General features: G+C 38.8%; 24 protein-coding genes. 18 read left to right on the top strand and 6 right to left on the bottom strand.

Features of this window, described 5'->3' with window-relative positions; genetic code table 11:
• Positions 1-15: 15 nt before the first annotated feature.
• Entirely contained in the window at positions 16-330 is a 315-nt protein-coding gene (locus DV63_RS12120; RefSeq protein ID WP_001100360.1) for a histidine triad nucleotide-binding protein, read from the bottom strand.
• A gap of 80 nt (positions 331-410) precedes the next feature.
• On the opposite strand from DV63_RS12120, the gene pheS reads away from it, so the two are divergent.
• The 13 genes from pheS to cheW all read left to right on the top strand — a co-directional run bounded on the left by pheS (position 411) and on the right by cheW (position 17,036).
• Complete coding sequence (gene pheS, locus DV63_RS12115; RefSeq protein WP_000557079.1) at positions 411-1,397, top strand: phenylalanine--tRNA ligase subunit alpha; 987 nt, start codon at positions 411-413, stop codon at positions 1,395-1,397.
• Positions 1,397-3,691, top strand: coding sequence for a phenylalanine--tRNA ligase subunit beta (gene pheT / locus DV63_RS12110; RefSeq protein WP_000778244.1), 2,295 nt, complete (start codon positions 1,397-1,399; stop codon positions 3,689-3,691). Before pheS ends, pheT begins: the two co-directional genes overlap by 1 nt.
• A 15-nt stretch (positions 3,692-3,706) precedes the next feature.
• Positions 3,707-4,996 (top strand): 3-phosphoshikimate 1-carboxyvinyltransferase, encoded by a 1,290-nt coding sequence (gene aroA, locus DV63_RS12105; protein ID WP_000570974.1) that lies wholly within the window; start codon positions 3,707-3,709, stop codon positions 4,994-4,996.
• Positions 4,986-5,810: a 4-hydroxy-3-methylbut-2-enyl diphosphate reductase gene (locus DV63_RS12100; RefSeq protein ID WP_000403560.1), complete on the top strand. Its 825-nt coding sequence runs from the start codon at positions 4,986-4,988 to the stop codon at positions 5,808-5,810. Before aroA ends, DV63_RS12100 begins: the two co-directional genes overlap by 11 nt.
• A 120-nt stretch (positions 5,811-5,930) precedes the next feature.
• Positions 5,931-7,601: a 30S ribosomal protein S1 gene (locus tag DV63_RS12095; protein WP_000034000.1), complete on the top strand. Its 1,671-nt coding sequence runs from the start codon at positions 5,931-5,933 to the stop codon at positions 7,599-7,601.
• A 28-nt stretch (positions 7,602-7,629) separates the two neighbouring features.
• Entirely contained in the window at positions 7,630-8,127 is a 498-nt protein-coding gene (locus DV63_RS12090; protein ID WP_001211341.1) for a hypothetical protein, read from the top strand.
• Positions 8,128-8,142: 15 nt separating this feature from the next.
• Entirely contained in the window at positions 8,143-9,717 is a 1,575-nt protein-coding gene (serA, locus tag DV63_RS12085) for a phosphoglycerate dehydrogenase (RefSeq protein WP_000285129.1), read from the top strand.
• A 9-nt stretch (positions 9,718-9,726) separates the two neighbouring features.
• A complete protein-coding gene (locus DV63_RS12080; RefSeq protein ID WP_001243505.1) occupies positions 9,727-11,577 on the top strand; it encodes a menaquinone biosynthesis decarboxylase in 1,851 nt (616 codons plus the stop codon).
• Positions 11,578-11,586: 9 nt separating this feature from the next.
• Entirely contained in the window at positions 11,587-12,255 is a 669-nt protein-coding gene (locus DV63_RS12075) for a YggS family pyridoxal phosphate-dependent enzyme (protein ID WP_000133282.1), read from the top strand.
• A 1-nt stretch (position 12,256) separates the two neighbouring features.
• Positions 12,257-13,015 carry a UDP-2,3-diacylglucosamine diphosphatase gene (locus DV63_RS12070; protein WP_000894282.1) on the top strand — a complete coding sequence of 253 codons (759 nt, stop codon included), beginning with the start codon at positions 12,257-12,259 and terminating at the stop codon, positions 13,013-13,015.
• Between the two features lie 3 nt (positions 13,016-13,018).
• Positions 13,019-13,954: a chemotaxis protein CheV3 gene (gene cheV3, locus DV63_RS12065; protein WP_000818704.1), complete on the top strand. Its 936-nt coding sequence runs from the start codon at positions 13,019-13,021 to the stop codon at positions 13,952-13,954.
• A 56-nt stretch (positions 13,955-14,010) separates the two neighbouring features.
• Positions 14,011-16,542 carry a chemotaxis histidine kinase/response regulator CheAY2 gene (gene cheAY2, locus DV63_RS12060; RefSeq protein WP_020982397.1) on the top strand — a complete coding sequence of 844 codons (2,532 nt, stop codon included), beginning with the start codon at positions 14,011-14,013 and terminating at the stop codon, positions 16,540-16,542.
• A complete protein-coding gene (gene cheW, locus DV63_RS12055) occupies positions 16,539-17,036 on the top strand; it encodes a chemotaxis protein CheW (protein WP_000070769.1) in 498 nt (165 codons plus the stop codon). The genes cheAY2 and cheW overlap by 4 nt, the downstream gene beginning before the upstream one ends.
• Before the next feature lie 259 nt (positions 17,037-17,295).
• On the opposite strand, the gene tpx is transcribed toward cheW, so the two are convergent.
• A complete protein-coding gene (gene tpx, locus DV63_RS12050; protein WP_001174684.1) occupies positions 17,296-17,796 on the bottom strand; it encodes a thiol peroxidase in 501 nt (166 codons plus the stop codon).
• Positions 17,797-18,018: 222 nt separating this feature from the next.
• Here tpx and sodB point away from each other — a divergent pair, with 222 nt between their 5' ends.
• Both sodB and cmoA read left to right on the top strand, forming a co-directional pair.
• A complete protein-coding gene (sodB, locus tag DV63_RS12045; RefSeq protein WP_000494599.1) occupies positions 18,019-18,660 on the top strand; it encodes a superoxide dismutase [Fe] in 642 nt (213 codons plus the stop codon).
• A 51-nt stretch (positions 18,661-18,711) separates the two neighbouring features.
• Positions 18,712-19,431, top strand: a complete 720-nt coding sequence (gene cmoA, locus DV63_RS12040; RefSeq protein WP_000655632.1) for a carboxy-S-adenosyl-L-methionine synthase CmoA — start codon at positions 18,712-18,714, stop codon at positions 19,429-19,431.
• A 32-nt stretch (positions 19,432-19,463) separates the two neighbouring features.
• Here the strand turns inward: cmoA and DV63_RS12035 are convergent, their stop codons facing one another.
• From DV63_RS12035 to DV63_RS12025, 3 genes are read right to left on the bottom strand one after another with little or no spacing between them, the layout of a single operon-like run.
• Positions 19,464-21,323: a primosomal protein N' gene (locus DV63_RS12035; protein ID WP_000499336.1), complete on the bottom strand. Its 1,860-nt coding sequence runs from the start codon at positions 21,321-21,323 to the stop codon at positions 19,464-19,466.
• Positions 21,308-21,544, bottom strand: a complete 237-nt coding sequence (locus tag DV63_RS12030; RefSeq protein ID WP_000555362.1) for a hypothetical protein — start codon at positions 21,542-21,544, stop codon at positions 21,308-21,310. The genes DV63_RS12035 and DV63_RS12030 overlap by 16 nt, the downstream gene beginning before the upstream one ends.
• Positions 21,545-21,556: 12 nt before the next feature.
• Positions 21,557-21,784, bottom strand: a complete 228-nt coding sequence (locus tag DV63_RS12025; RefSeq protein ID WP_001191188.1) for a cell division protein ZapB — start codon at positions 21,782-21,784, stop codon at positions 21,557-21,559.
• 174 nt (positions 21,785-21,958) lie between these two features.
• On the opposite strand from DV63_RS12025, the gene DV63_RS12020 reads away from it, so the two are divergent.
• A complete protein-coding gene (locus DV63_RS12020; protein ID WP_001172446.1) occupies positions 21,959-22,705 on the top strand; it encodes an SPOR domain-containing protein in 747 nt (248 codons plus the stop codon).
• Positions 22,706-22,712: 7 nt separating this feature from the next.
• Here DV63_RS12020 and DV63_RS12015 read toward each other — a convergent pair whose 3' ends face one another.
• A complete protein-coding gene (locus DV63_RS12015) occupies positions 22,713-23,243 on the bottom strand; it encodes a hypothetical protein (protein WP_001146954.1) in 531 nt (176 codons plus the stop codon).
• Between the two features lie 173 nt (positions 23,244-23,416).
• On the opposite strand from DV63_RS12015, the gene DV63_RS12010 reads away from it, so the two are divergent.
• Both DV63_RS12010 and DV63_RS12005 read left to right on the top strand, forming a co-directional pair.
• Positions 23,417-24,640 carry a M48 family metallopeptidase gene (locus tag DV63_RS12010; RefSeq protein WP_000884456.1) on the top strand — a complete coding sequence of 408 codons (1,224 nt, stop codon included), beginning with the start codon at positions 23,417-23,419 and terminating at the stop codon, positions 24,638-24,640.
• Positions 24,637-25,467, top strand: a complete 831-nt coding sequence (locus DV63_RS12005; protein ID WP_000176077.1) for a peptide chain release factor N(5)-glutamine methyltransferase — start codon at positions 24,637-24,639, stop codon at positions 25,465-25,467. Before DV63_RS12010 ends, DV63_RS12005 begins: the two co-directional genes overlap by 4 nt.
• The last annotated feature ends 37 nt before the right edge of the window (positions 25,468-25,504 follow it).

Here is a 25,504-nt window from a genome sequence, read left to right as displayed (position 1 = left end):
ACACCACCAACGCTTTTAATGTTTATCCCCGCTTAAAATATGAAAATGCAAATGCATCACCTCTTGCCCGGCGTTTTTACCCACATTGGTTAAAAGCTTGTAGCCCTTTTCTTTGATGCCTAATTTTTCCACCACTTCAAAAATAAAACTTGTCATTTGAGCCATAAGCTCTGGGGTGATGCCGTTAAAATCCTGAATGCTTTGTTTGGGGATCACTAATGCATGCACTTGAGCTTTAGGGTTAATGTCATAAAAGGATAAAAAACGCTCGTTTTCTAAAATCTTAGAACAAGGGATTTCGCCTTGGATTATTTTTTCAAACACATTCATGCTTTTTTGCTCCCTTTTAAGGTTTTTCTTTTATTAAAGTTGTATTATAGCTTTTTAAAAATAAAATATAAGGATCGTTATTGCACACCTTAATAGAGCGATTAGAAAAGGTTACTAATAGCAAAGAGTTAGAAGAAGCGCGCTTGAATGCTTTGGGTAAAAAAGGGGTTTTTGCGGATAAATTCAACCAGCTCAAAAACCTGAACGGCGGAGAAAAAAACGCCTTTGCTAAAGAAATCCACCATTATAAACAAGCGTTTGAAAAGGCCTTTGAATGGAAAAAAAAGGCGATTTTAGAGCTTGAATTAGAAGAACGCTTGAAAAAAGAAAAAATTGATGTGAGTTTGTTTAACGCTATTAAAACAAGCTCTTCTCACCCTTTAAACCACACTAAAAACAAAATCATTGAATTTTTTATCCCATTAGGATACAAGCTTGAAATCGGCTCTTTAGTGGAAGATGATTTCCATAATTTCAGCGCTTTAAACTTGCCCCCTTACCATCCCGCAAGAGACATGCAAGATACTTTCTATTTTAAAGATCACAAGCTTTTAAGGACCCACACTTCGCCCGTTCAAATCCACACCATGCAAGAACAAACCCCACCCATTAAGATGATTTGTTTAGGCGAGACCTTTAGGCGCGATTATGACTTGACCCACACGCCAATGTTCCATCAAATTGAAGGGCTTGTCGTGGATCAAAAAGGGAATATCCGTTTCACGCACTTAAAGGGCGTGATCGAAGACTTTTTGCATTATTTCTTTGGCGGCGTGAAATTAAGGTGGCGTTCTAGCTTTTTCCCTTTCACAGAGCCAAGCGCTGAAGTGGATATTAGTTGCGTGTTTTGCAAGCAAGAAGGCTGTAGGGTTTGCTCGCACACAGGCTGGCTAGAAGTGTTAGGCTGCGGCATGGTCAATAATGCGGTGTTTGAAGCCATAGGGTATGAGAATGTGAGCGGGTTTGCCTTTGGCATGGGGATTGAAAGATTAGCCATGCTGACTTGCCAGATCAATGATTTGCGCAGTTTTTTTGAAACTGATTTGAGGGTGTTGGAGAGCTTTTAATGAAACTGAGTGTCAATGATTTGAATGTTTTTGTAGATACACCCAAAGATATAGCCAAACTTTGTGAGGATTTGAGCCGCTTAGGTTTAGAAGTGGAGAGCTGTATCCCTTGTGTCGCTCCTAAAAATGTGGTTGTTGGTAAGGTTTTAGAAAAAGCCCCCCATAAAAACGCTGAAAAACTCAGCGTGTGTCAAGTGGGTGTGGGCAAGGAAGTGTTACAAATCGTGTGTGGGGCTAAAAATGTCGCGCCAAACCAATTCGTGCCAGTCGCTTTAAATGGGGCGCTAATCAGCTCAACAACCATCGCTAAAACTGAGCTTAGGGGGGTTGAAAGCTGCGGCATGATTTGCTCTAGTAGCGAATTGGGCTTCCCTAAAATCAATGATGGCATCTTGGAATTAGATGAGAGTGTTGGGGAGTTGGTTTTAGGGAAAGAATTAAACGAATACGCCCCTTTCAACACGCATGTTTTAGAAATTTCATTGACTCCCAATCGTGGGGATTGCTTGAGCGTTTTAGGGATTGCCAGAGAGATTAGCGCCTTTTATCACACGCCCCTAAAACCTATCAAGGCTTTAAATTTTACGCCAAAAAGCGATTTGATCACGCTTAGTGCGGGTGAAAATATTGAATCGCATCTGGCTTATTATTTGGTTTGCAATCATTCTTTAAAAACCCCTTTAAATATCAAACTTTCGCTCGCTCACAACAATGCCTTAAATGAGAACGATCTAAACAATTTCATAGAATTTAGCGCGCATTTTAGTGGGGTGGTAATGAACGCTTATAGCCTGAATATAACCCCTATTGATTTGAGCGTGAAAAACGATGAAAATAACCTTGAAAGCGTTTATATTAACCATCAAAAACGCTCCACCATCGCTATCAAGCATCAAGATCAAAAAGATTTGAGCGAGTGTTTGCTTTTAGAAGCGAGCTATATTGATCCTGTAAGCCTGTCTTTAAAATTACACGCCCTAAAAGAAAAAACGCTTCAAAAAGACAACGCCCTTATTTATAGAAGCGCTAGGGGGAGCAACCCTAATTTATCAGACGGCTTGAATTTTTTAAGCGCTCATTTGAAAGCGGCAATTTTAGAAAGCAAACAGACTAAGCATGCTTTAAAAGATCGCGCCCTTAGATTCAAACTTGAAGACATTACCGAAATTTTAGGGCTTGCTGTAGAAACAGAAAAAATTCAAGGCATTTTAAAAAATTTAGGCTTTAAAGTTAGCGTAAAAGAGCCAAACTCAAAACCCCAAATTTTAGAGGTTGTGGCGCCAAATTTCAGGCATGACATTCAAACGATCCAAGATATTGCTGAAGAAATCTTACGCTTTGTAGGGATTGATAATCTAGTCTCAAAGCCTCTTAATTGCATCAGTAACAAAAATTCAAACCCCCATTATGACACGCACCGCTTTTTTGAAAACCTTAAACACAAGGCTCTCGCTTGCGGTTTTAAAGAAGTCATTCATTACGTGTTTTATTCTAAAGAAAAGCAGCAAAAACTGGGCTTTGAAGTTTTAGAAGATCCCCTAGAATTGCAAAACCCTATCACAACGGAGTTAAACACCTTAAGAACGAGCCTTGTTTGTGGGCTTTTAGACGCCAGTTTAAGGAATAAAAATTTAGGGTTTAAAAGCATAGCCCTTTATGAAAAGGGGAGCGTGTATAACTCTAAAAGAGAAGAGATCCAAAAACTAGGCTTTTTAGCGAGCGGCTTACAAAAAAAAGAAAGCTACCCTGATTCTAAGGGCAAGGCTTGGGATTTTTACTCTTTTGCCGAATGCGTTTCAAAAGTTATAGGGGATTTCAGCTTGGAAAAACTAACCACTCAACCCCCCATTAACCACCCCTACCAGAGCGCTAAAATCATTCAAAACCACAAAGTCATAGGCGTAATCGCTAAAATCCACCCTAAAGTGATCCAGGAATTGGATTTGTTTGAAAGCTATTATGCTGAGATAGACGCTTTTAAACTCAAACGCCCTGCCATGCTGTTAAAACCCTTTAGCATTTACCCTAGCAGTGTGAGGGATTTGACTCTCATCATTGATGAAAACACCGCTTTTAGCAGGATTAAAAAAGCCCTAGAAGACGCTCAAATCCCTAATTTAAGCGAGATTCTACCCCTTGATATTTTTAAAGAAAGTCATAATTCCATAGCCTTAAGCGTGCGTTGCGTGATCCATTCTTTAGAAAAAACCCTGAATGACGAAGAGGTCAATGCAGCCGTGCAAAAAGCGCTTGAAATTTTAGAAAAAGAATTTAACGCCCGCCTTAAGGGATAATATAAAGGATAATATGTGATAGAGCTTGACATTAACGCTAGCGATAAATCGCTCTCGCACAGAGCCGTTATTTTTAGCCTGCTCGCTCAAAAGCCTTGTGTTGTGCGGAATTTTTTAATGGGAGAAGATTGTTTAAGCTCTTTAGAAATCGCTCAAAATTTAGGAGCTAAAGTGGAAAATACCGCCAAAAATTCTTTTAAAATCACGCCCCCAACGGCTTTAAAAGAGCCTAACAGGATTTTAAATTGCAACAATTCTGGTACCAGTATGCGTTTATACAGCGGGCTTTTAAGCGCTCAAAAAGGCCTTTTTGTTTTAAGCGGGGACAATTCCTTAAACTCACGCCCCATGAAAAGAATCATTGAACCTTTGAAAGCTTTTGGGGCAAAGATTTTAGGGAGAGAGGATAACCATTTCGCCCCCTTAGTGATCTTAGGGAGTCCTTTAAAAGCTTGTCATTATGAAAGCCCTATCGCTTCAGCTCAAGTCAAAAGCGCTTTTATTTTAAGTGCCCTACAAGCTCAAGGCTCAAGCATTTATAAAGAAAGTGAGCTTAGCCGTAACCACACAGAAATCATGCTTAAAAGTTTGGGAGCTAATATTCAAAATCAAGACGGCGTTTTAATGATTTCACCCCTAGAAAAACCCCTAGAAGCCTTTGATTTTACTATAGCTAATGATCCGTCTAGCGCGTTTTTTTTCGCCATCGCTTGCGTGATCACGCCAAAAAGCCGCCTTCTTTTAAAAAATGTCTTGCTCAACCCCACTCGCATAGAAGCTTTTGAAGCGTTGAAAAAAATGGGTGCTTCCATAGAGTATGCGATCCAATCCAAAGATTTAGAAATGATTGGCGATATTTATATAGAGCATGCCCCTTTAAAAGCGATTAATATTGAGCAAAATATCGCCAGTCTTATTGATGAAATCCCTGCTTTAAGCATCGCTATGCTCTTTGCAAAAGGCAAAAGCATGGTCAAAAACGCTAAAGATTTACGATCTAAAGAAAGCGATAGGATAAAAGCGGTTATTTCTAACTTCAAAGCTTTAGGGATTGAGTGCGAAGAGTTTGAAGACGGATTTTACATAGAGGGATTAGAAGATATAACCCAATTAAAACAGCGCTTTTCTCAAAAAAAACCCCCCCTTATTAAAAGCTTTAATGATCACAGGATTGCGATGAGTTTCGCTATTTTAACTTTAGCATTGCCTTTAGAAATTGATAATTTAGAATGTGCAAACATTTCTTTCCCGCAATTCAAACGCTTACTCAATCTATTCAAAAAAGGGAGTTTCAATGGAAATTAAAATGGCTAAGGATTATGGTTTTTGTTTTGGCGTCAAAAGAGCGATACAAATCGCTGAAAAAAATCAAAACAGCTTGATTTTTGGCTCGCTCATCCATAACGCTAAAGAAATCAATCGTTTGGAAAAAAACTTCAATGTGAAAATTGAAGAAGACCCTAAAAAAATCCCTAAAAATAAGAGCGTGATCATAAGAACCCATGGCATTCCTAAGCAGGATTTAGAATACTTGAAAAATAAGGGGGTCAAAATCACTGATGCGACTTGCCCGTATGTGATCAAGCCTCAGCAAATTGTGGAGTCCATGAGTAAAGAAGGGTATCAAATCGTGCTTTTTGGGGATATTAACCACCCTGAAGTCAAGGGCGTGATCAGCTATGCCACTAACCAGGCTTTAGTCATCAATTCTTTAGAAGAATTGCAAGAAAAAAAGCTCCAACGAAAAGTGGCTTTAGTCTCCCAAACCACCAAACAGACCCCAAAACTCTTGCAAATCGCTTCTTATTTGGTGGAAAGATGCACTGAAGTGCGTATTTTTAACACGATTTGTAACGCTACTTCTTACAACCAAAAAGCCGCTTTGGATTTGAGTAAGGAAGTGGATATTATGATAGTCGTGGGCGGTAAAACTTCTTCAAACACCAAACAGCTCCTAAGCATCGCCAAACAGCATTGTGAAGACAGCTACTTGGTAGAAGATGAAAACGAATTAGAGTTGGCGTGGTTTAAGGATAAAAAATTGTGCGGGATTACCGCTGGGGCTTCCACGCCGGATTGGATTATAGAAAATGTCAAGCAAAAAATCAGCACGATTTAACACATTTTGAAAATTTTCTTTAAAAAAACCGCTAATTGTTAGTTTTTAAACGATTTTGTAAGCCAAAAAAGGATACAATACCCCTAAGGATTTTATATTTATTTTATAGTAAGGCAGTCAATGAGCAAGATAGCAGATGATCAGAACTTTAATGACGAGGAGGAAAACTTCGCAAAACTCTTTAAAAAAGAATTAGAAAAAGAAGAAACCCTAGAAAAAGGCACTATCAAAGAAGGGCTAATCGTTTCCATCAATGAGAATGATGGTTATGCCATGGTGAGCGTGGGCGGTAAGACAGAAGGCCGTTTGGCTTTGAGCGAGATCACCGATGAAAAGGGGCGGTTGCTGTATCAAAAAAATGACCCCATTATCGTGCATGTGTCCGAAAAAGGTGAACACCCTAGCGTTTCCTACAAAAAGGCCATTTCCCAACAAAAGATTCAAGCTAAAATTGAAGAATTAGGCGGAAACTATGAAAACGCCATTATTGAAGGCAAGATTGTAGGCAAGAATAAAGGGGGTTATATCGTGGAGTCTCAAGGCGTGGAGTATTTCCTCTCCCGCTCGCACTCTTCTTTAAAGAATGACGCAAACCATATTGGCAAACGCATTAAAGCATGCATCATTCGTGTGGATAAGGAAAACCATTCTATCAATATTTCTCGCAAACGATTCTTTGAAGTCAATGACAAACGGCAGCTTGAGGTTTCTAAAGAATTGTTAGAAGCTACAGAGCCGGTGTTAGGAGTTGTGCGCCAGATCACCCCTTTTGGCATTTTTGTAGAAGCTAAGGGGATTGAGGGCTTGGTTCATTATTCTGAAATCAGCCATAAAGGACCAGTCAACCCTGAAAAATACTACAAAGAGGGCGATGAAGTCTATGTCAAAGCCATCGCTTATGACGAAGAAAAAAGACGCCTTTCACTCTCCATAAAAGCGACCATAGAAGACCCATGGGAAGAGATCCAAGACAAGCTCAAACCCGGATACGCCATTAAGGTGGTGGTGAGCAATATTGAACATTATGGGGTGTTTGTAGATATTGGTAATGATATTGAAGGCTTTTTGCATGTTTCTGAAATCTCTTGGGATAAAAATGTCAGCCACCCTAACAACTACTTGAGCGTGGGGCAAGAGATTGATGTGAAGATCATTGACATTGATCCTAAAAACCGCCGCTTAAGGGTTTCTTTAAAGCAACTCACTAACAGGCCTTTTGATGTTTTTGAATCCAAACACCAAGTGGGAGATATTTTAGAAGGCAAAGTAGCGACTTTAACGGATTTTGGGGCGTTTTTGAATCTGGGTGGGGTGGATGGTTTGCTCCACAATCACGACGCTTTTTGGGATAAAGATAAAAAGTGCAAAGACCACTATAAAATTGGCGATGTGATCAAAGTGAAAATCCTTAAAATCAACAAAAAAGATAAAAAGATTTCTTTGAGCGCGAAGCACTTGGTTACTTCCCCTACAGAAGAATTCGCTCAAAAACATAAAACAGATAGCGTGATTCAAGGCAAAGTGGTGAGCATTAAGGATTTTGGCGTTTTCATTAATGCTGATGGCATTGATGTGCTCATCAAAAATGAAGATTTGAACCCCTTGAAAAAAGATGAAATCAAAATAGGGCAAGAAATCACATGCGTGGTGGTTGCGATTGAAAAATCTAACAACAAGGTGCACGCTTCTGTGCATAGGTTAGAACGCAAAAAAGAAAAAGAAGAATTGCAAGCTTTTAACACGAGCGATGATAAAATGACTTTAGGGGATATTCTTAAAGAAAAACTCTAAAGAGCGATTTTAAAAGCATGAGAATGGCATGAGATTTAAGAGTGTTGTTGCTTTTATTTCCCTAGCTGTCGCTCTTGGCGTTTTAGCCTATTTGTTTTTAAGCGTTAAAAAAGAAATACCCGCCATTTCTCATGCAGATGCAAAAAGCCATGACATTAACCTAGAAGAAAATAGCTCTGATGAGACCTCTCATAATGAAAAAGCCCCTCATAACGAAGAAGATCGCAATAACGCCCTTTCTCAAAACCTTGATGCGCAAGAAGTTATCAATTACCCTGTTATAGAGCATCATTTTGAAATCCCTTTTGAAGAAAAAAAAAGGGAATATTCAAAGCTTATCATTAAGGATTTAAAGGGTTATCAATTCTTGTGTTTGAAAGAAATCCTTAAAAAAGAACAAATTGATTACGCTTACGATAACACCAAAAACCAACCTAACCTCATCATCTATTTAGATAAAAACAAAAAAGAACGCTTTTTAGCTGATTTAGACTATTACAAAATACGCTATCATGCTGTTTTTTAAATTCAAAGGATAAAAATGTATCAAGTAGCCATTTGCGACCCCATCCATGCTAAAGGCATTCAAATTTTGGAAGCTCAAAAAGACATTGTCTTGCATGATTATTCCAAATGCCCCAAAAATGAGCTTTTAGAAAAACTCACTCCCATGGACGCGCTCATCACGCGCAGCATGACCCCTATCACAAGCGATTTTTTAAAACCCTTAACCCACTTAAAATCCATCGTGAGAGCGGGCGTGGGAGTGGATAACATTGATTTAGAAAGCTGTTCTCAAAAAGGGATTGTAGTGATGAATATCCCTACCGCTAACACGATTGCCGCCGTGGAATTGACCATGGCGCATTTGATCAATGCAGTGCGTTCGTTCCCTTGTGCGAACGATCAAATCAAACACCAAAGGTTATGGAAAAGAGAAGATTGGTATGGCACGGAATTGAAAAATAAAAAACTGGGCATCATTGGTTTTGGGAATATTGGCTCTAGGGTGGGCACTAGAGCTAAAGCCTTTGAAATGGAGGTTTTAGCCTATGATCCTTATATCCCTTCTTCAAAAGCCACTGATTTAGGGGTCATTTACACAAAAAATTTTGAAGACATTTTGCAATGCGATGTGATCACTATCCACACCCCTAAAAATAAAGAAACCATTAACATGATAGGCACTAAAGAGATCGAACGCATGAAAAAAGGGGTTATTTTGATCAATTGCGCTAGGGGTGGACTTTATAATGAAGACGCTCTTTATGAAGCTTTAGAAACCAAAAAAGTGCGTTGGCTTGGCATTGATGTCTTTTCTAAAGAGCCTGGCATTCACAACAAGCTTTTAGACTTGCCTAATGTTTATGCGACCCCCCATATTGGCGCGAACACTTTAGAATCCCAAGAAGAAATTTCCAAACAAGCCGCTCAAGGGGTTATGGAATCTTTAAGGGGTTCAAGCCACCCGCATGCTTTGAATTTACCCATGCAAGCTTTTGACGCGAGCGCAAAAGCCTACTTGAATTTAGCGCAAAAATTGGGTTATTTTTCCAGTCAAATCCATAAGGGCGTGTGCCAAAAAATTGAGCTTAGTCTTTGTGGGGAGATCAACCAATTTAAAGACGCCCTTGTAGCCTTTGCGCTAGTGGGGGTGTTAAAACCTGTTGTAGGGGATAAAATCAATTACATTAACGCCCCCTTTGTGGCCAAAGAAAGAGGCATTGAGATTAAGGTTAGCCTTAAAGAAAGCGCTTCGCCCTATAAAAACATGCTCTCTTTAACTCTAAATGCGGCTAATGGCACCATCAGCGTGAGCGGCACGGTGTTTGAAGAAGATATTTTAAAACTCACTGAGATTGATGGGTTCCATATTGATATAGAGCCAAAGGGTAGAATGCTTTTATTCAGGAATACGGATATTCCAGGCGTTATTGGGAGCGTGGGGAATGCGTTCGCTAGGCATGGCATCAACATCGCTGATTTTCGTTTGGGGCGTAACACGCAAAAAGAAGCTTTAGCGCTCATTATTGTAGATGAAGAAGTTTCTTTGGAAGTTTTAGAAGAGCTTAAAAGCATTCCTGCATGCTTAAGCGTTCATTATGTGGTTATTTAAGGTAGTTGGATGCGAAATTTTTTAAAGCTTTTAAAAAAACATGATGAATTAGAAGTCATTGACACCCCCCTTGAAGTGGATTTAGAAATCGCTCATCTGGCCTATATAGAAGCGAAAAAACCTAATGGGGGCAAAGCCCTTTTATTCACGCAACCCATAAGAAAAGAGCGTAACCAAATCAAAACCTTTGACATGCCGGTTTTAATGAACGCTTTTGGCTCTTTCAAACGCCTAGATCTTTTATTAAAAACCCCCATAGAAAGCCTGCAACAACGCATGCAAGCGTTCTTGCACTTTAACGCTCCTAAAAATTTCACTGAGATTTTGAAAGCCTTAAAAGATTTATGGGATTTAAGACACATTTTCCCTAAAAAAACCGCTCGCCCTAAAGACCTCATTATCAAGCGAGATAAAGAAGTCAATTTGTTGGATCTACCCGTTTTAAAAACTTGGGAAAAAGATGGCGGGGCTTTTATCACTATGGGGCAAGTCTATACCCAAAGCCTGGATCATAAAAAAAAGAATTTGGGCATGTACCGCTTGCAAGTTTATGATAAAAACCATTTAGGCTTGCACTGGCAAATCCATAAAGACTCCCAACTCTTTTTCCACGAATACGCTAATGCTAAAGTCAAAATGCCTGTCAGTATCGCTATTGGTGGGGATTTGCTCTACACATGGTGCGCGACAGCCCCCTTACCTTATGGGGTTTATGAACTCATGCTCTATGGGTTTATGAGAGGAAAAAAAGCGTGCGTGATGCCATGCCTAAGCAATTCTTTGAGCGTGCCAAGCGACTGCGACATTGTGATAGAAGGGTTTGTGGATTGCGAAAAGCTAGAACTTGAAGGGCCTTTTGGGGATCACACTGGCTATTATACCCCCATTGAGCCTTACCCTGTTTTAGAAGTCAAAACTATTAGCTATAAAAAAGATTCCATTTACTTGGCCACTGTGGTGGGTAAGCCCCCTTTAGAAGACAAATACATGGGGTATTTGACTGAACGCTTGTTCTTGCCCTTGCTTCAAATGAACGCCCCCAATCTGATAGATTATTACATGCCAGAAAACGGGGTGTTCCATAATTTGATTTTAGCCAAAATACACACGCATTATAACGCTCATGCCAAACAAGTCATGCATGCTTTTTGGGGCGTGGGGCAGATGAGTTTTGTCAAACATGCGATTTTTGTCAATGAAGACGCTCCCAATTTAAGAGACACCAACGCTATCATTGAGTATATATTAGAAAATTTTTCTAAAGAAAAAATTCTCATCTCTCAAGGCATATGCGACGCTTTAGATCATGCAAGCCCTGAATACGCTATGGGGGGGAAACTCGGTATTGATGCGACCTCTAAAAGCAACACCCCCCACCCCACGCTTTTAAACGATAACGCCTTATTAGCGCTTTTACAAGATAAAATGCCCAATATCGTTCTTTTGAAGCAATATTACCCGCACACCCGTAACCCCATTTGCGTCATTAGCGTGGAAAAGAAAGACAAAAGCGTCATTGAATTGGCTAAAAACTTGCTCGGTTTTGAAGAGTATTTACGCATTGTCATCTTTGTAGAGCATACCAGCAACGATTTAAACAACCCTTACATGCTGCTATGGCGCATCGTCAATAATATTGACGCGCAGCGCGATATTCTCACCTCTAAACATTGTTTTTTTATAGACGCTACCAATAAGGGCGTCATGGATAAACATTTTAGAGAATGGCCTACAGAAACCAATTGCTCCATGGAAGTCATAGAGGATTTGAAAAAGAAAGGGCTTTTAAAAGATTTTGAAACTTTAAATCAAAAATTCCATCTCACGCATTCTTTTAGCACGCATAAAGAAGATCTATAAAGAAGAGCTATGACAGATTATAGCCAAAGGATTGATACCCTCATCGCAAAAATAGAAAAGGCTCGCACCGCCTATTCAAGGCACCACATTGTAAAAATCGTGGCTGTTTCAAAAAACGCTTCCTTAGAAGCTATCCAACATTATTATAACTGCTCTCAAAGGGCTTTTGGAGAAAACAGAGTCCAGGATCTAAAAATGAAGGCACAAAGCCTAGAGCATTTGCCCCTTGAATGGCACATGATAGGCTCTTTACAAGAGAATAAAATCAATGCGCTTTTGAGTTTAAAACCCGCTCTTTTGCATTCTTTAGACTCCTTAAAACTCGCTTTGAAGATAGAAAAGCGTTGCGAAATACTGGGCGTCAATTTAAACGCTCTTTTACAGGTTAATAGCGCGTATGAGGAAAGTAAAAGCGGGGTGGCGCCTGAAGAAACGCTAGAAATTTATTCTCAAATCAGTGAAACTTGCAAGCATCTCAAACTTAAGGGGCTTATGTGTATAGGCGCTCATGCTGATGATGAAAAGGAAATTGAGAAGTCCTTTACCACCACCAAAAAGCTTTTTGACCGATTAAAGAACGCGAGTATTCTTTCAATGGGCATGAGCGATGATTTTGAATTAGCGATTGCTTGCGGGGCGAATCTTTTAAGGATTGGCTCTTTTTTATTCAAAGAGTAAGATGCTAGAATCTTATGCACTTAAAAATGGGGCTGTTTTTATCTCTGATGCACATTTTTTGCCTAAAAGCCCTCATTTAATCCATACGCTTAAAGAACTTTTAAGCGCCAAACCTCCACAAGTCTTTTTCATGGGCGATATTTTCCATGTTCTTGTGGGCTATTTACCCCTAGATAAAGAGCAGCAAAAAATCATTGGTTTAATCCATGCGTTAAGCGAAATTTCACAAGTCTTTTATTTTGAGGGTAATCATGATTTTTCCATGCGTTTTGTATTCAATTCCAAAGTGGTGGTTTTTGAGCGCCAAAACCAGCCCGTATTATTCCAGTATGACAACAAACGCTTTTTACTATCCCATGGGGATTTATTCATTACTAAAGCGTATGAATTTTACATCACGCAGCTCACCTCCACTTGGGCTAGATTTTTTTTAACTTTTTTAAATTTATTAAGTTTTAAAACCTTATACCCCCTTTTTAAAAAACTCATTTATCAAAAACCCATCCGCCTTTGGGAATTAGAGCCAAAAGAATTGCAATCTTTTATTGAAAAGCGCCTAAAAGCCTATCAAAACTACATTAAAGATCTGAACTTAGATAGCATTGACGGCATTATAGAGGGGCATTTTCATCTCAAAAGCGGCGCAAAAATCCCCTTGAATACGCCTATTTATTGCCCACTGCCTTCCTTTTATTACGAACAAAGCCTTTTTAAGGTATCATCAAGCATTTTAGAACCATCTCAAAATAAGGACGCCTAAATCATGGCAGAAAAAACAGCTAACGATTTAAAATTGAGTGAGATAGAACTCGTGGATTTTCGTATTTATGGCATGCAAGAGGGCGTCCCTTATGAGGGGATTTATGGCATCAATGTGGCTAAAGTCCAAGAAATCATCCCCATGCCCACTCTTTTTGAATACCCCACGAATTTGGATTACATTATCGGCGTGTTTGATTTGCGCTCCACGATCATTCCGCTTATAGACTTGGCTAAATGGATAGGGATTGTCCCGGATAAAAGCAAGGAAAACGAAAAAATCGTCATTATCACTGAATTTAACAATGTTAAAATGGGCTTTTTAGTCCATTCCGCTAGGCGCATCAGGCGTATTAGCTGGAAAGATGTGGAGCCTGCCTCCTTTAGCGCATCTAATAGCGTCAATAAAGAAAATATCACCGGCACGACACGCATTGAAAACGACAAAACCCTGCTCATTTTGGATTTAGAAAGCATTTTAGACGATTTAAAGCTTAATGAAGACGCTAAAAACGCTAAAGATACCCCTAAAGAGCGTTTTGAAGGCGAAGTGTTGTTTTTAGACGATAGCAAGACCGCAAGAAAAACCTTAAAAAACCATTTGAGTAAAATGGGTTTTAGCATCACTGAAGCTGTGGATGGGGAAGACGGGTTGAATAAATTAGAAATGTTATTCAAAAAATATGGGGACGATTTGAGAAAACATTTGAAATTCATTATTTCAGATGTTGAAATGCCTAAAATGGATGGCTATCATTTCTTATTCAAGCTCCAAAAAGACCCCAGGTTTGCTTATATTCCTGTGATTTTTAATTCTTCTATTTGCGATAATTATAGCGCTGAAAGGGCTAAAGAAATGGGGGCTGTAGCGTATTTAGTCAAGTTTGACGCAGAGAAATTCACCGAAGAAATTTCTAAGATTTTAGACAAGAATGCGTAATTCTTTTTATAAAATTGTAAAATACTTTTATCTCAAACGCTAAAAAGGGGTTTTAAATGGATGATTTGCAAGAAATAATGGAAGACTTCTTGATTGAAGCCTTTGAAATGAACGAGCAGCTGGATCAGGATTTAGTGGAATTGGAGCATAACCCTGAGGATTTGGACTTGCTCAACCGCATTTTTAGAGTCGCTCATACTATTAAAGGCTCTAGCTCGTTTTTGAATCTCAACATTCTCACGCACCTCACGCACAACATGGAAGATGTCTTGAATCGTGCCAGAAAGGGCGAAATCAAAATCACGCCTGATATTATGGATGTCGTGTTGTGCTCTATTGATTTGATGAAAACCTTGCTCGTAACGATTAGAGATACCGGCTCTGATACCAATAACGGCAAGGAAAACGAAATTGAAGAAGCGGTCAAACAGCTTCAAGCCATCACGAGCCAAAATTTGGAGGGCGCTAAAGAAACTTCAGGGACTAAAGAAGCCCCCCAAAAAGAAAATAAAGAAGAAAATAAAGAAGAAAATAAAGAAGAGGCGAAAGAAGAAAATAAAGAAGAAAATAAAGAAGAGGCGAAAGAAGAAAATAAAGAAGAAAATAAAGAAGAGGCGAAAGAAGAAAATAAAGAAAACAAAGCAAAAGCCCCTACTGCAGAAAACTCCGCAAGCGATAACCCGCTGGCCGATGAGCCGGATTTGGATTATACTAACATGAGCGCTGAAGAAGTGGAAGCAGAGATTGAACGGCTATTGAACAAACGCCAGGAGGCTGATAAAGAACGAAGAGCTCAAAAAAAACAAGAAGCCAAACCCAAACAAAAAGTTACCCCAACAAAAGAAACCCCCAAAACAGAAACTCTCAAAACCGAAACCCCCAAAGCCCCCAAAACAGAAACTAAAGCTAAGACTAAAGCCGATACTGAAGAAAATAAAGCCCCCTCTATTGGCGTGGAGCAAACCGTTAGGGTGGATGTGCGCCGCTTGGATCACTTAATGAATTTAATCGGTGAGCTTGTTTTAGGAAAGAATCGCTTGATTAGGATTTATAGCGATGTGGAAGAACGCTATGATGGGGAAAAGTTTTTAGAGGAATTAAACCAGGTGGTTTCTTCTATTTCAGCGGTAACGACAGACTTGCAGCTTGCGGTGATGAAAACCAGGATGCAACCAGTGGGCAAGGTGTTCAATAAATTCCCTCGCATGGTAAGGGATTTGAGTCGGGAATTAGGCAAGAGCATTGAACTGATCATTGAAGGCGAAGAAACCGAATTAGACAAATCCATTGTAGAAGAGATTGGCGATCCGCTCATCCACATTATCCGCAACTCATGCGATCATGGGATTGAGCCTTTAGAAGAAAGAAGAAGGCTTAACAAGCCTGAAACCGGTAAAGTGCAATTGAGCGCGTATAATGAGGGTAACCACATTGTGATTAAAATCTCTGATGATGGCAAGGGATTAGACCCTGTGATGCTTAAAGAAAAAGCGATTGAAAAAGGGGTGATTAGCGAAAGAGACGCTGAAGGCATGAGCGATAGGGAAGCGTTTAACCTCATTTTCAAGCCCGGCTTTTCTACCGCAAAAGTCGTTTCCAATGTTTCAGGCAGAGGCGTGGGCATGGATGTGGTGAAAACCAATATTGAAAAGCTCAATGGGATCATTGAAATTGATTCAGAAGTGGGGGTAGGCACGACTCAAAAGCTTAAAATCCCTCTCACTCTGGCTATCATTCAAGCTTTACTCGTGGGCGTTCAAGAAGAATATTACGCTATCCCGCTTTCTTCAGTGTTAGAAACCGTGCGCATCAGCCAAGATGAAATCTACACCGTTGATGGCAAGAGCGTGTTGCGTTTGAGAGATGAGGTGCTTTCTTTGGTGCGCCTTTCTGATATTTTTAAAGTGGATGCCATTTTGGAATCTAACTCAGATGTGTATGTGGTTATCATTGGCTTGGCCGATCAAAAAATTGGCGTGATCGTGGATTATTTAATCGGTCAAGAAGAAGTGGTCATCAAATCTTTAGGCTACTATCTTAAAAACACTAGAGGCATTGCTGGCGCTACGGTGAGAGGCGATGGGAAAATCACTCTTATTGTAGATGTGGGAGCGATGATGGATATGGCAAAAAGCATCAAGGTCAATATCACTACCTTGATGAACGAATCCGAAAACACGAAGAGCAAAAATTCTCCTAGCGATTATATTGTCTTAGCGATTGATGACAGCAGCACGGATAGAGCGATTATCCGCAAATGTTTAAAACCATTAGGCATCACGATTTTAGAGGCCGCTAACGGGTTAGAAGGCTTAGAAATGCTTAAAAATGGCGATAAGATTCCGGACGCTATTTTAGTGGATATTGAAATGCCTAAAATGGATGGCTACACTTTCGCTTCTGAAGTGCGTAAATACAATAAATTCAAAAACCTGCCTTTGATCGCAGTAACCAGTCGGGTAACTAAAACCGACAGGATGCGCGGCGTTGAATCCGGCATGACTGAATACATCACCAAACCTTATAGCGGTGAGTATTTAACCACCGTGGTGAAACGCAGCATTAAATTAGAAGGAGACCAGTCATGAGCAATCAATTGAAAGATTTATTTGAAAGACAAAAAGAAGCTAGTGCGGGTTCTAAACAAGAAGATAGTGAAGAAATTTTGCAATTCATTGGCTTTATTATTGGCGATGAAGAATACGCCATTCCCATTTTGAATATTTTAGAAATCGTCAAACCCATTGGTTACACTCGAGTCCCTGAAACCCCAAACTATGTGCTTGGCGTGTTCAATTTAAGGGGTAATGTCTTCCCGTTAATTAGCTTGCGTTTAAAGTTTGGCTTGAAAGCTGAAAAGCAAAACAAAGACACTCGTTATCTGGTGGTGCGCCATAACGATCAGATCGCTGGGTTTTTCATCGATCGCTTAACCGAAGCCATTCGCATCAAGCAAACGGATATTGACCCGGTGCCAGAGACTTTGAGCGATAACAATAATTTAACTTATGGCATTGGGAAACAAAACGACAGACTCGTAACCATTTTAAGAGTGGAAGAAATCTTAAAGAAAGACTTTTAAAAACCTTTTCTATCTAAATAAGCCCCCTATGGGCTTTGAGAAGGACTTATCCCGTTAAAAAGCTTGATTTTAATCAAGCGATAATGTTTGATTCAAAACAGAGTTTTTTTAATCTTTTCTTTTAAAAACAGCGTGAAAATTTTTTAAACGGATTAAAAAGAACCCCTTATTTTTAGTTTTTATCGCCAACACTTTTTAATAAGTGGGGCTTTTTGCGTTGAGATTCACTAAATTGTAGCCCCCTCCTTTTAAGGATTTCCTATTTCAACACTTTTAAAAGCGCTTCATAATTGGGCTCTTCTAAAATGTTTTGAACGATTTCTTTATAGATAACCACTCCCTTATCATCAAGAACAAACACCGATCGAGCGAGTAAGCCTTGAAAAGAGCCTTTGCCTAACAGCACGCCGTAATTTTCCCCAAAAGCCTTATATCTAAAATCGCTTAAGATTCTTAAGTCCTTAATGCCTTCAGCACCGCAAATTTGCCCTTGAGAAAAAGGCAAGTCCATAGAAATAACGCTAAAACTCACAGAAGGCAGTTTGCCGGCTTGCTCATTAAAGTGTTTGGCTTGGAGCAAGCAAACCGATCCGGTTAAACTAGGAAGCGCACTAACGACCTGAAAACGCACGCCTTGCTTCAACAAATTGACTTCTTGCAAATCGCCATTGACCAATTTCACATCAGGAGCTTTATCGCCCACCTTTAAGGGTTTCCCTTCTAATTGGTATGTTTCTTCTTTAAAAGTAACTTTTTGCATTGTTAAATCCTTTCTAATGAATTGCTGTATTGCGTTGGAATAATAGCCCATTAAGATTAACTTTTAAAAAATTTAAAAAAAATTTGTTTAAAAAGTCGTTTTAATTTTAAAAAACCCCTTAAAATCTACAAAATTTGCATAACGATCAATTTTTAAGAAAAGATTTACCAAAAAGTATTAAAAAATGATTACAATACGGCTATCTGATCACAAGGAGAAAACATGTTTACATTACGAGAGTTGCCTTTTGCTAAAGACAGCATGGGAGATTTTTTAAGCCCCATAGCGTTTGATTTCCACCATGGGAAACACCATCAAACTTATGTGAATAATTTGAACAACCTCATCAAAGGCACGGATTTTGAGAAAAGTTCTTTGTTTGCTATTTTGACAAAATCTAGCGGAGGCGTGTTTAATAACGCTGCTCAAATTTACAACCACGATTTTTATTGGGATTGCCTAAGCCCCAAAGCGACTGCCTTAAGCGATGAGTTAAAAGGGGCTTTAGAAAAAGATTTCGGCTCGTTGGAAAAATTTAAAGAAGACTTCATTAAGAGTGCGACCACTCTGTTTGGCTCTGGCTGGAATTGGGCAGCGTATAATTTAGACACTCAAAAAATTGAAATCATTCAAACGAGCAACGCTCAAACCCCAGTTACGGATAAAAAAGTGCCGCTTTTAGTGGTAGATGTGTGGGAGCATGCTTATTATATTGACCATAAAAACGCGCGCCCTGTGTATTTGGAAAAATTCTATGGGCATATCAATTGGCATTTTGTTTCTCAATGCTATGAATGGGCGAAAAAAGAAGGCTTAGGCTCAGTGGATTACTACATCAATGAGTTGGTGCATAAAAAAGCTTAAGCGTTATTACTATTGTGGTTTAAAGATTTTTAAACCACGCTTCTTTTTTGAATGAAAGACACTCTGTTTAATCAATCCCTAAATAAACGCTTTTGTTTTGATGAGAAAGTCGCCCATGTTTTTGATGACATGCTGGAGCGCTCCATCCCCTATTATTATGAAATGTTGGATTTGGGGGCGTATTTTATCGCTCAAAACTTAAAAGAAAATCTCAATCCTAAACCCTTGATTTATGATTTGGGCTGTTCTACCGGGAACTTTTTTATCGCGCTTAACCGGCAAATCCAACAAGATATTGAGCTTGTAGGGATTGACAATTCCATGCCCATGCTTAAAAAAGCGCAAGAAAAATTAAAAGATTTTAAAAATACCCGTTTTGAATGCATGGATTTTTTAGAGGTTGAGTTTCAAGAAGCGAGCGCGTTTTCATTGCTTTTTGTGCTGCAATTTGTCCGCCCCATGCAAAGAGAGGTGCTGCTCAAAAAGATTTATAACAGCCTTGCGTTGAATGGGGTTTTATTGGTGGGCGAAAAGATCATGAGCGAAGATCGGATATTAGACAAGCAAATGATAGAGCTATACTATCTTTATAAACAAAATCAAGGCTATAGCCACAATGAAATCGCTTTCAAAAGGGAAGCGTTAGAAAATGTGCTTGTGCCTTATAGTTTAAAAGAAAATGTCGCTCTTTTAGAAAGCGTAGGGTTTAAGCATGTGGAAGCGCTGTTTAAATGGGTGAATTTCACGCTGTTAGTTGCCAGAAAAACTTAAGTTTTTTGAAATAATATATAAAACTTAAGTTTTTAAAAAATATCCACAGGATCCATATTCACGCTGCAAGGGATATTGGGAGCGGTTTTTAAAAACGCATGCACGCTTTTAATTAGGCTTAAAGGGTCTTTGGAACGCAACAAAATCAGGTAGCGGTAAGAAGAAGCGATTTTTTCAATGGGGGCTTTAAAGCTAGAGAGCGTTACGCCCTTTTCTAAACACAAAGAAAGGGTTTGAGAGGCTTTTAGGCTCAATTGTTGGGCTTTTTCTTCGTTTTTATGCTTAAACTCTAACAAACACAGCCTTGAAAAAGGCGGGTAGAGTTCGCACCTTTCTTGCAATTCGTATTGTAAAAAATCTTCATAATCTTCTAAGAAATTTTCTAATAGATCTGTTTCGGTGCTTTGAATGAACACTTGGCCAGAAATTTGCCTAGCGCTCCTCCCAGCGATTTGATAAAGCAACGACACGCCCTCTTCTAAAGCCCTGTAACTATTAGATTTAATGACATTGTCTATGCCTAAAACAACCGCCAAACTCACTTTAGCGTAATCATGCCCTTTGCTTATCATTTGAGTGCCGATTAAGATATTGGTTTTTTGAGCGTTGAAATCGTTTAAAATGTTGTGGAGTTTTTTGGGCGTGCTGGTGTGATCTTTATCTAAAATCGCTATTTTAGTGCCTTTCAAAAGGCCTTCCAACTCATTCAACACTTGCATGGTGCCTATCCTTTTACCCACTAAAACTTCGCTTTGACACGCGCTGCAAATTTTAGGGATAGGGCTTGAAAAATGGCAATAATGGCACATGAGTTTGTTGGTTTTTAAATGCAAACTCATATTCACGCTGCAAAAGGGGCATTGAACGCTTTTGTAGCAATTTTGACACAGCAAGGTTTTGAAATTAGCCCTTGTAGGCACAAAAATAATGGCTTGCTCGTTTTTGTCTATAACTTGTTTTAGCGCTTCTAGGAGTTTGGGCGTGATAAAATGCTCGGTTTTTTCAAAAATAATGTTTTTTTGCGTAGGGGTGTAGCGCCCCTTTAAGCGCACTAAAGCCCTATCTTTAAAGCGTTTGTAACTCTTTAAACTTGGCGTAGCAGAGCCTAAAATCACTTGAATAGGGAATTTATGGGATAAATACAAGCATAAATCCCTAGCGTTATACATGGGGCTTTGATGGGATTTATAAGAAAAGTCATGCTCTTCATCTACAATGATTAAACCCAACTCCTTAAGGGGTAAAAACAACGCGCTTCGTGTGCCTACCACTAATTTGATTTCTTGGGAATAAAGCTTTTCTAAAAATTGTTTTTTTTGATTTTGAGAGAGTTTGCTATGCCACAAGCCTAAATTCTCTTTAAAAACCCTTTTAAGGCGTTGCTGCATTTGAGGGGTGAGGGCGATTTCTGGCACTAACAACAAAGCGCTTTTTTTTTGCTCTAAAGTTTGAGCGATTGCATGCATATAGATCTCGGTTTTCCCGCTACCCGTATCGCCAAAGAGCAAGCTTGCTGAATGTTTTTGCAATTCTTTTAAAGCGTTGGTTTGCGTTTGACTTAATATATTAAGAACAGGCTCAATTTTTTCTAACCCCATTCCATCACATTCTTTAAAAGGAGTAAAAAGGCTTAAGACTGAAGAAAGATTAGCCGAGTAATATTGAGCGATAAAAATAGCGAGCTCCATTTGAAAGGGGAGTAAAAAATAAGGGGTTTTTTCTAGCTCTAGGCATTCAAAAGAGGGTTCTGAAACTTCTTCAAGAACGACGCCTAAAAGCGTTTTATTCCTTAAAGGGATATTGACTAACGCCCCTTTTTGGTGCCGCTCCTTAGAAAAGTAAGTTAAAGGGGGGGTTTTATTCTTTAAAGGAGCGATTAAGTGATAGAACATGATGAGATTTTTTCTAAAAGCTTTTTGAGTTCATTGTGCAAATACTCGTTTTGACAACTTTCATGCAAATAATCCTTTAAAAGCTCTAAGGCGTTTAATTCTTGGTTATGGAAACGCTCTTTTAGGGTGCGTTTCATCTCATCGCTAAAGGTGTTATTGAGAGAGATTTTATAGCGTTTGCCTAAATAAGTGATTTCTAAGCTGTCGTTTTCGGAATGCATGTTTTTAATGGTTTATGACAATAAATCAGAGATTTTGTCATAAAGACCTTGAATGCCCTTATCTTTAGCGCTCAATTCATCGTATAAAATAGCGATTTGAATGTCTTTTTCTTCATTTTGCGCATTCAGCGTGGTGTTTGCTTGGCGTAAAGCGTTCAACTCTTCTTCTTGTTTTTTGATTTTTTCAATCAATTCATCAATTTTAGCGCCCAATTGGTTTAACAAACTTAAAGATTGCATAGTAAGCCTTTCATGGTTTTTAAAAGTTATTATATCAAAGCTATTTGAAGGTAATGGCTTTTAGCACAAAATAAAGTAACTAAACCCCATGTTTTAAACAATTCTTATGGCGGTATTTGGTATTTTTGATTACCATAAAGCAACAAGATAGAAAACTTAACATGGGAGTGATAAATGCAAAAAAGTATATTAAAAATGACTCTGTTGTTGGTTTTCCTCTTTTTGAAAAACGCTGTTGGTTTAGAGGATAAAAAAGCCGATCTTAAAAGCGTTCAAAATACGCCTAAAAATTTACCCCCTATCCAATTAAGGCTCAATCAAGTCCATGAAGAACTTATAGAAATGTTGGATAATATGGAGAAAGGCACGCCGTATGAGTTCCCTAAAGTTAAAGAAATCCTAGAACAAAGCGAAGAAGAATGGCTCAAAGTCGCCCATGAAGAATGCGTGGCGTTGGTCATGCTCATAAGCCCTAAAGCTTCTATTGAAAATAGTCCGATTTATGAGAATTGCTATGAAGCTTATGTGAAACAAAGAATCCATGATTTATATGATTTTTATATAGAAAGCAAAAAGGTGAAAAGAAAAATCAAGAAAGCCCATAAGCAAACGCTCGCTCTTGATGAATTCAAGCCCCTAACAAAAGAGCCGCCTAAAAACGAAAATAAAAAGAGCTTAATCAAACCCAGCTTAAAAGATGCGAGTATCCCTAAAGGGTATTATTTGCAAATTGGGGCTTTTTTGAACGCGCCCAGTAAGGATTTTTTGCAAACGCTCAAAACTTTCCCTCACCAAATAAAGAAAAAAGACTCCCTCACGCATTATTTTATTGGCCCTTATAAAACGAAAGAAGAAGCCCTAAAACAGCTTGAAAATGCGCTTAAAAGCTTTAAAAATAAGCCCGTATTGGTGGAAAAATAATTTTTACTTAGTTTGATTGGATTTTATAAAGCCACCCAACTATTAGCGCGACAAACAAACTCGCGCCCAAAAACACATAGCCTATCATTTTATAAAGGGGGATAAAATTTTTTTGAATTTCTTCTTCTGCGATAATGATTTTAGAAACCCCTAAGCGGTTCGTTGGGGTGCTGTCTGTGAGGTAAAAGCCTTGTTTTTTGAGCGTAAAATAAGGGGTTTTGATTAAGGCGTCATTTTTAAAAGAGGCCACAAACGCCCCGATATTAGAAAACTTGACTTTATTGTTCTCATCTAATAAGACAAAGGGGGTGTTTTTGAATCGTTCTTCTAAGGTTTTTAAAGGCTCTAAAGAATGGGCATTATCCAATTCTAAAAGGCTTTTAGCGATCGCATCAGCGGTGTATTGCATGCGTATTTGGGTGTTCTCTAAGAGATTATTTTTCGCATAAAAGAAAAATAACGCTAACAAAACCCCCACTAAAAGCAAGGTAGAAAGGGCGTAAATGATTAAAAAACGCTTTTTAAAAGAATAGGGCATGATAAACCTTTTTGTTTATAGCAAGTTGGATAACACAGCTTTTTAGGATTAAAAACGCTCAAAAACAGCCCTTTTTTTCTACCATATTTATTTAATTTTATGGCAAATTTTTGAAAAATTGTTATAATTCCTACACTTTTATTGGCAAATTGATTGAGAAAGGGGTTTAGAGCATGCTTGACATATGGATAGATATGATAATTTGTATTTTTTATTTGCTCTTTTTTACGACTCCTTACATTGTGGGCGATATTTTGCAATTGAAATTTATCCGTCAAAAGCTCTGCGAGAAGCCTGTTTTACTCCCACAAAAGGATTATGAAGAAGCGGGGAATTATGCCATTAGGAAAATGCAATTATCCATTATTTCTCAAATTTTAGACGGGATAATCTTTGCTGGTTGGGTCTTTTTTGGCTTGACGCATTTAGAAGATCTCACGCATTATTTAAGCCTTTCTGAAACGCTAGGTTACTTGGTGTTTGCTTTGTTGTTTTTAGCGATTCAAAGCGTTTTATCCTTACCCATTAGCTACTACACCACCATGCATTTGGATAAGGAATTTGGCTTTTCTAAGGTGGGTTTGTCGTTGTTTTTTAAGGATTTTTTCAAAGGGTTATTGCTCACTTTAAGCGTGGGATTGTTGTTGATTTACACTCTTATTATGATCATTGAACATGTGGAGCATTGGGAGATCAGCTCGTTTTTTGTCGTGTTTGCTTTTATGATCTTGGCTAATCTTTTTTACCCTAAAATCGCTCAGCTTTTCAACCAATTCACCCCCTTGAATAATAGGGATTTGGAGAGTCAAATTGAGAGCATGATGGATAAGGTGGGTTTTAAATCCGAAGGCATTTTTGTGATGGACGCTAGCAAGAGGGATGGGCGTTTGAATGCGTATTTTGGGGGCTTGGGCAAAAACAAGCGGGTGGTGTTGTTTGACACTTTGATCTCTAAAGTTGGGACAGAAGGGCTTTTAGCCATTTTAGGGCATGAATTAGGGCATTTTAAAAATAAGGATTTGTTGAAAAGTTTAGGGATTATGGGAGGCTTGCTCGCTCTTGTTTTTGCTTTGATCGCTCATTTGCCACCATTAGTTTTTGAAGGCTTTAATGTCTCACAAACGCCAGCGAGTTTGATTGCGATTTTACTCTTGTTTTTGCCGGTATTTTCTTTTTACGCTATGCCTTTGATCGGGTTTTTTAGCCGAAAGAATGAATACAATGCGGACAAGTTTGGGGCGAGTTTAAGCTCTAAAGAGGTTTTAGCCAAAGCGTTAGTGTCTATTGTGAGCGAGAATAAAGCGTTCCCCTATTCGCACCCTTTTTATGTTTTCTTGCATTTCACGCACCCGCCCCTATTAGAGCGCTTGAAAGCTTTGGATTATGAAATTGAATGACCCTTTCACAAGCCCTAAACAAAGCCAAAAAAGGATTATCGCAAAAAGGTTTTAGGGGGGGCTTAGAATCTGAAATTTTATTAGGCTTTGTCTTGCAAAAAGAAAGGGTTTTTTTGCACACGCATGCCTATTTAGAGTTAAACCACGAAGAAGAGGTGCGCTTTTTTGAATTGGTAGAAAAGCGCTTGAACGACTGCCCCATAGAGTATTTATTAGAAAGCTGTGATTTTTATGGGCGCTCTTTTTTTGTGAATGAGCATGTTTTAATCCCACGGCCTGAAACGGAGATTTTGGTCAAAAAAGCCCTTGATACTATTTCTCAATACCATTTAAAAGAGATAGGCGAAATAGGCGTAGGGAGCGCTTGCGTGTCTGTTAGTTTGGCTTTAGAAAACCCTAAACTTTCCATTTTTGCGAGCGATATTTCACCAAAAGCTTTAGAAGTGGCGTCCAAAAATATTGAACGCTTTAATTTAAAAGAGCGTGTTTTTTTAAAAAAAACGCATCTTTGGGATCGCATGCCAACGATAGAAATGCTTGTCTCTAACCCGCCCTATATCGCTAGAGGTTATCCTTTGGAAAAATCCGTTCTCAAAGAACCGCACGAAGCCCTTTTTGGGGGGGTTAAAGGCGATGAAATCTTAAAAGAAATCGTTTTTTTAGCCGCTGGATTAAAAATCCCTTTTTTGGCTTGTGAAATGGGGTATGACCAGTTAAAAAGCTTGAAAGAATGCTTGGAGTTTTGCGGTTATGATGCAGAGTTTTACAAGGATTTGAGCGGCTTTGATAGAGGGTTTGTGGGCGTTTTAAAAAGTTTTTTAAGATAAAGTTAAAACTTAATTACCCTTTTAGTGTTACAATAAA

Origin of the sequence: Helicobacter pylori FD535 (genome assembly GCF_000296015.2) — a bacterium.
Lineage (GTDB): Bacteria > Campylobacterota > Campylobacteria > Campylobacterales > Helicobacteraceae > Helicobacter > Helicobacter pylori_CT.
The sequence above is the reverse complement of the archived record's forward strand: the minus strand, read 5'-3'. Positions and strand labels throughout refer to the sequence as shown.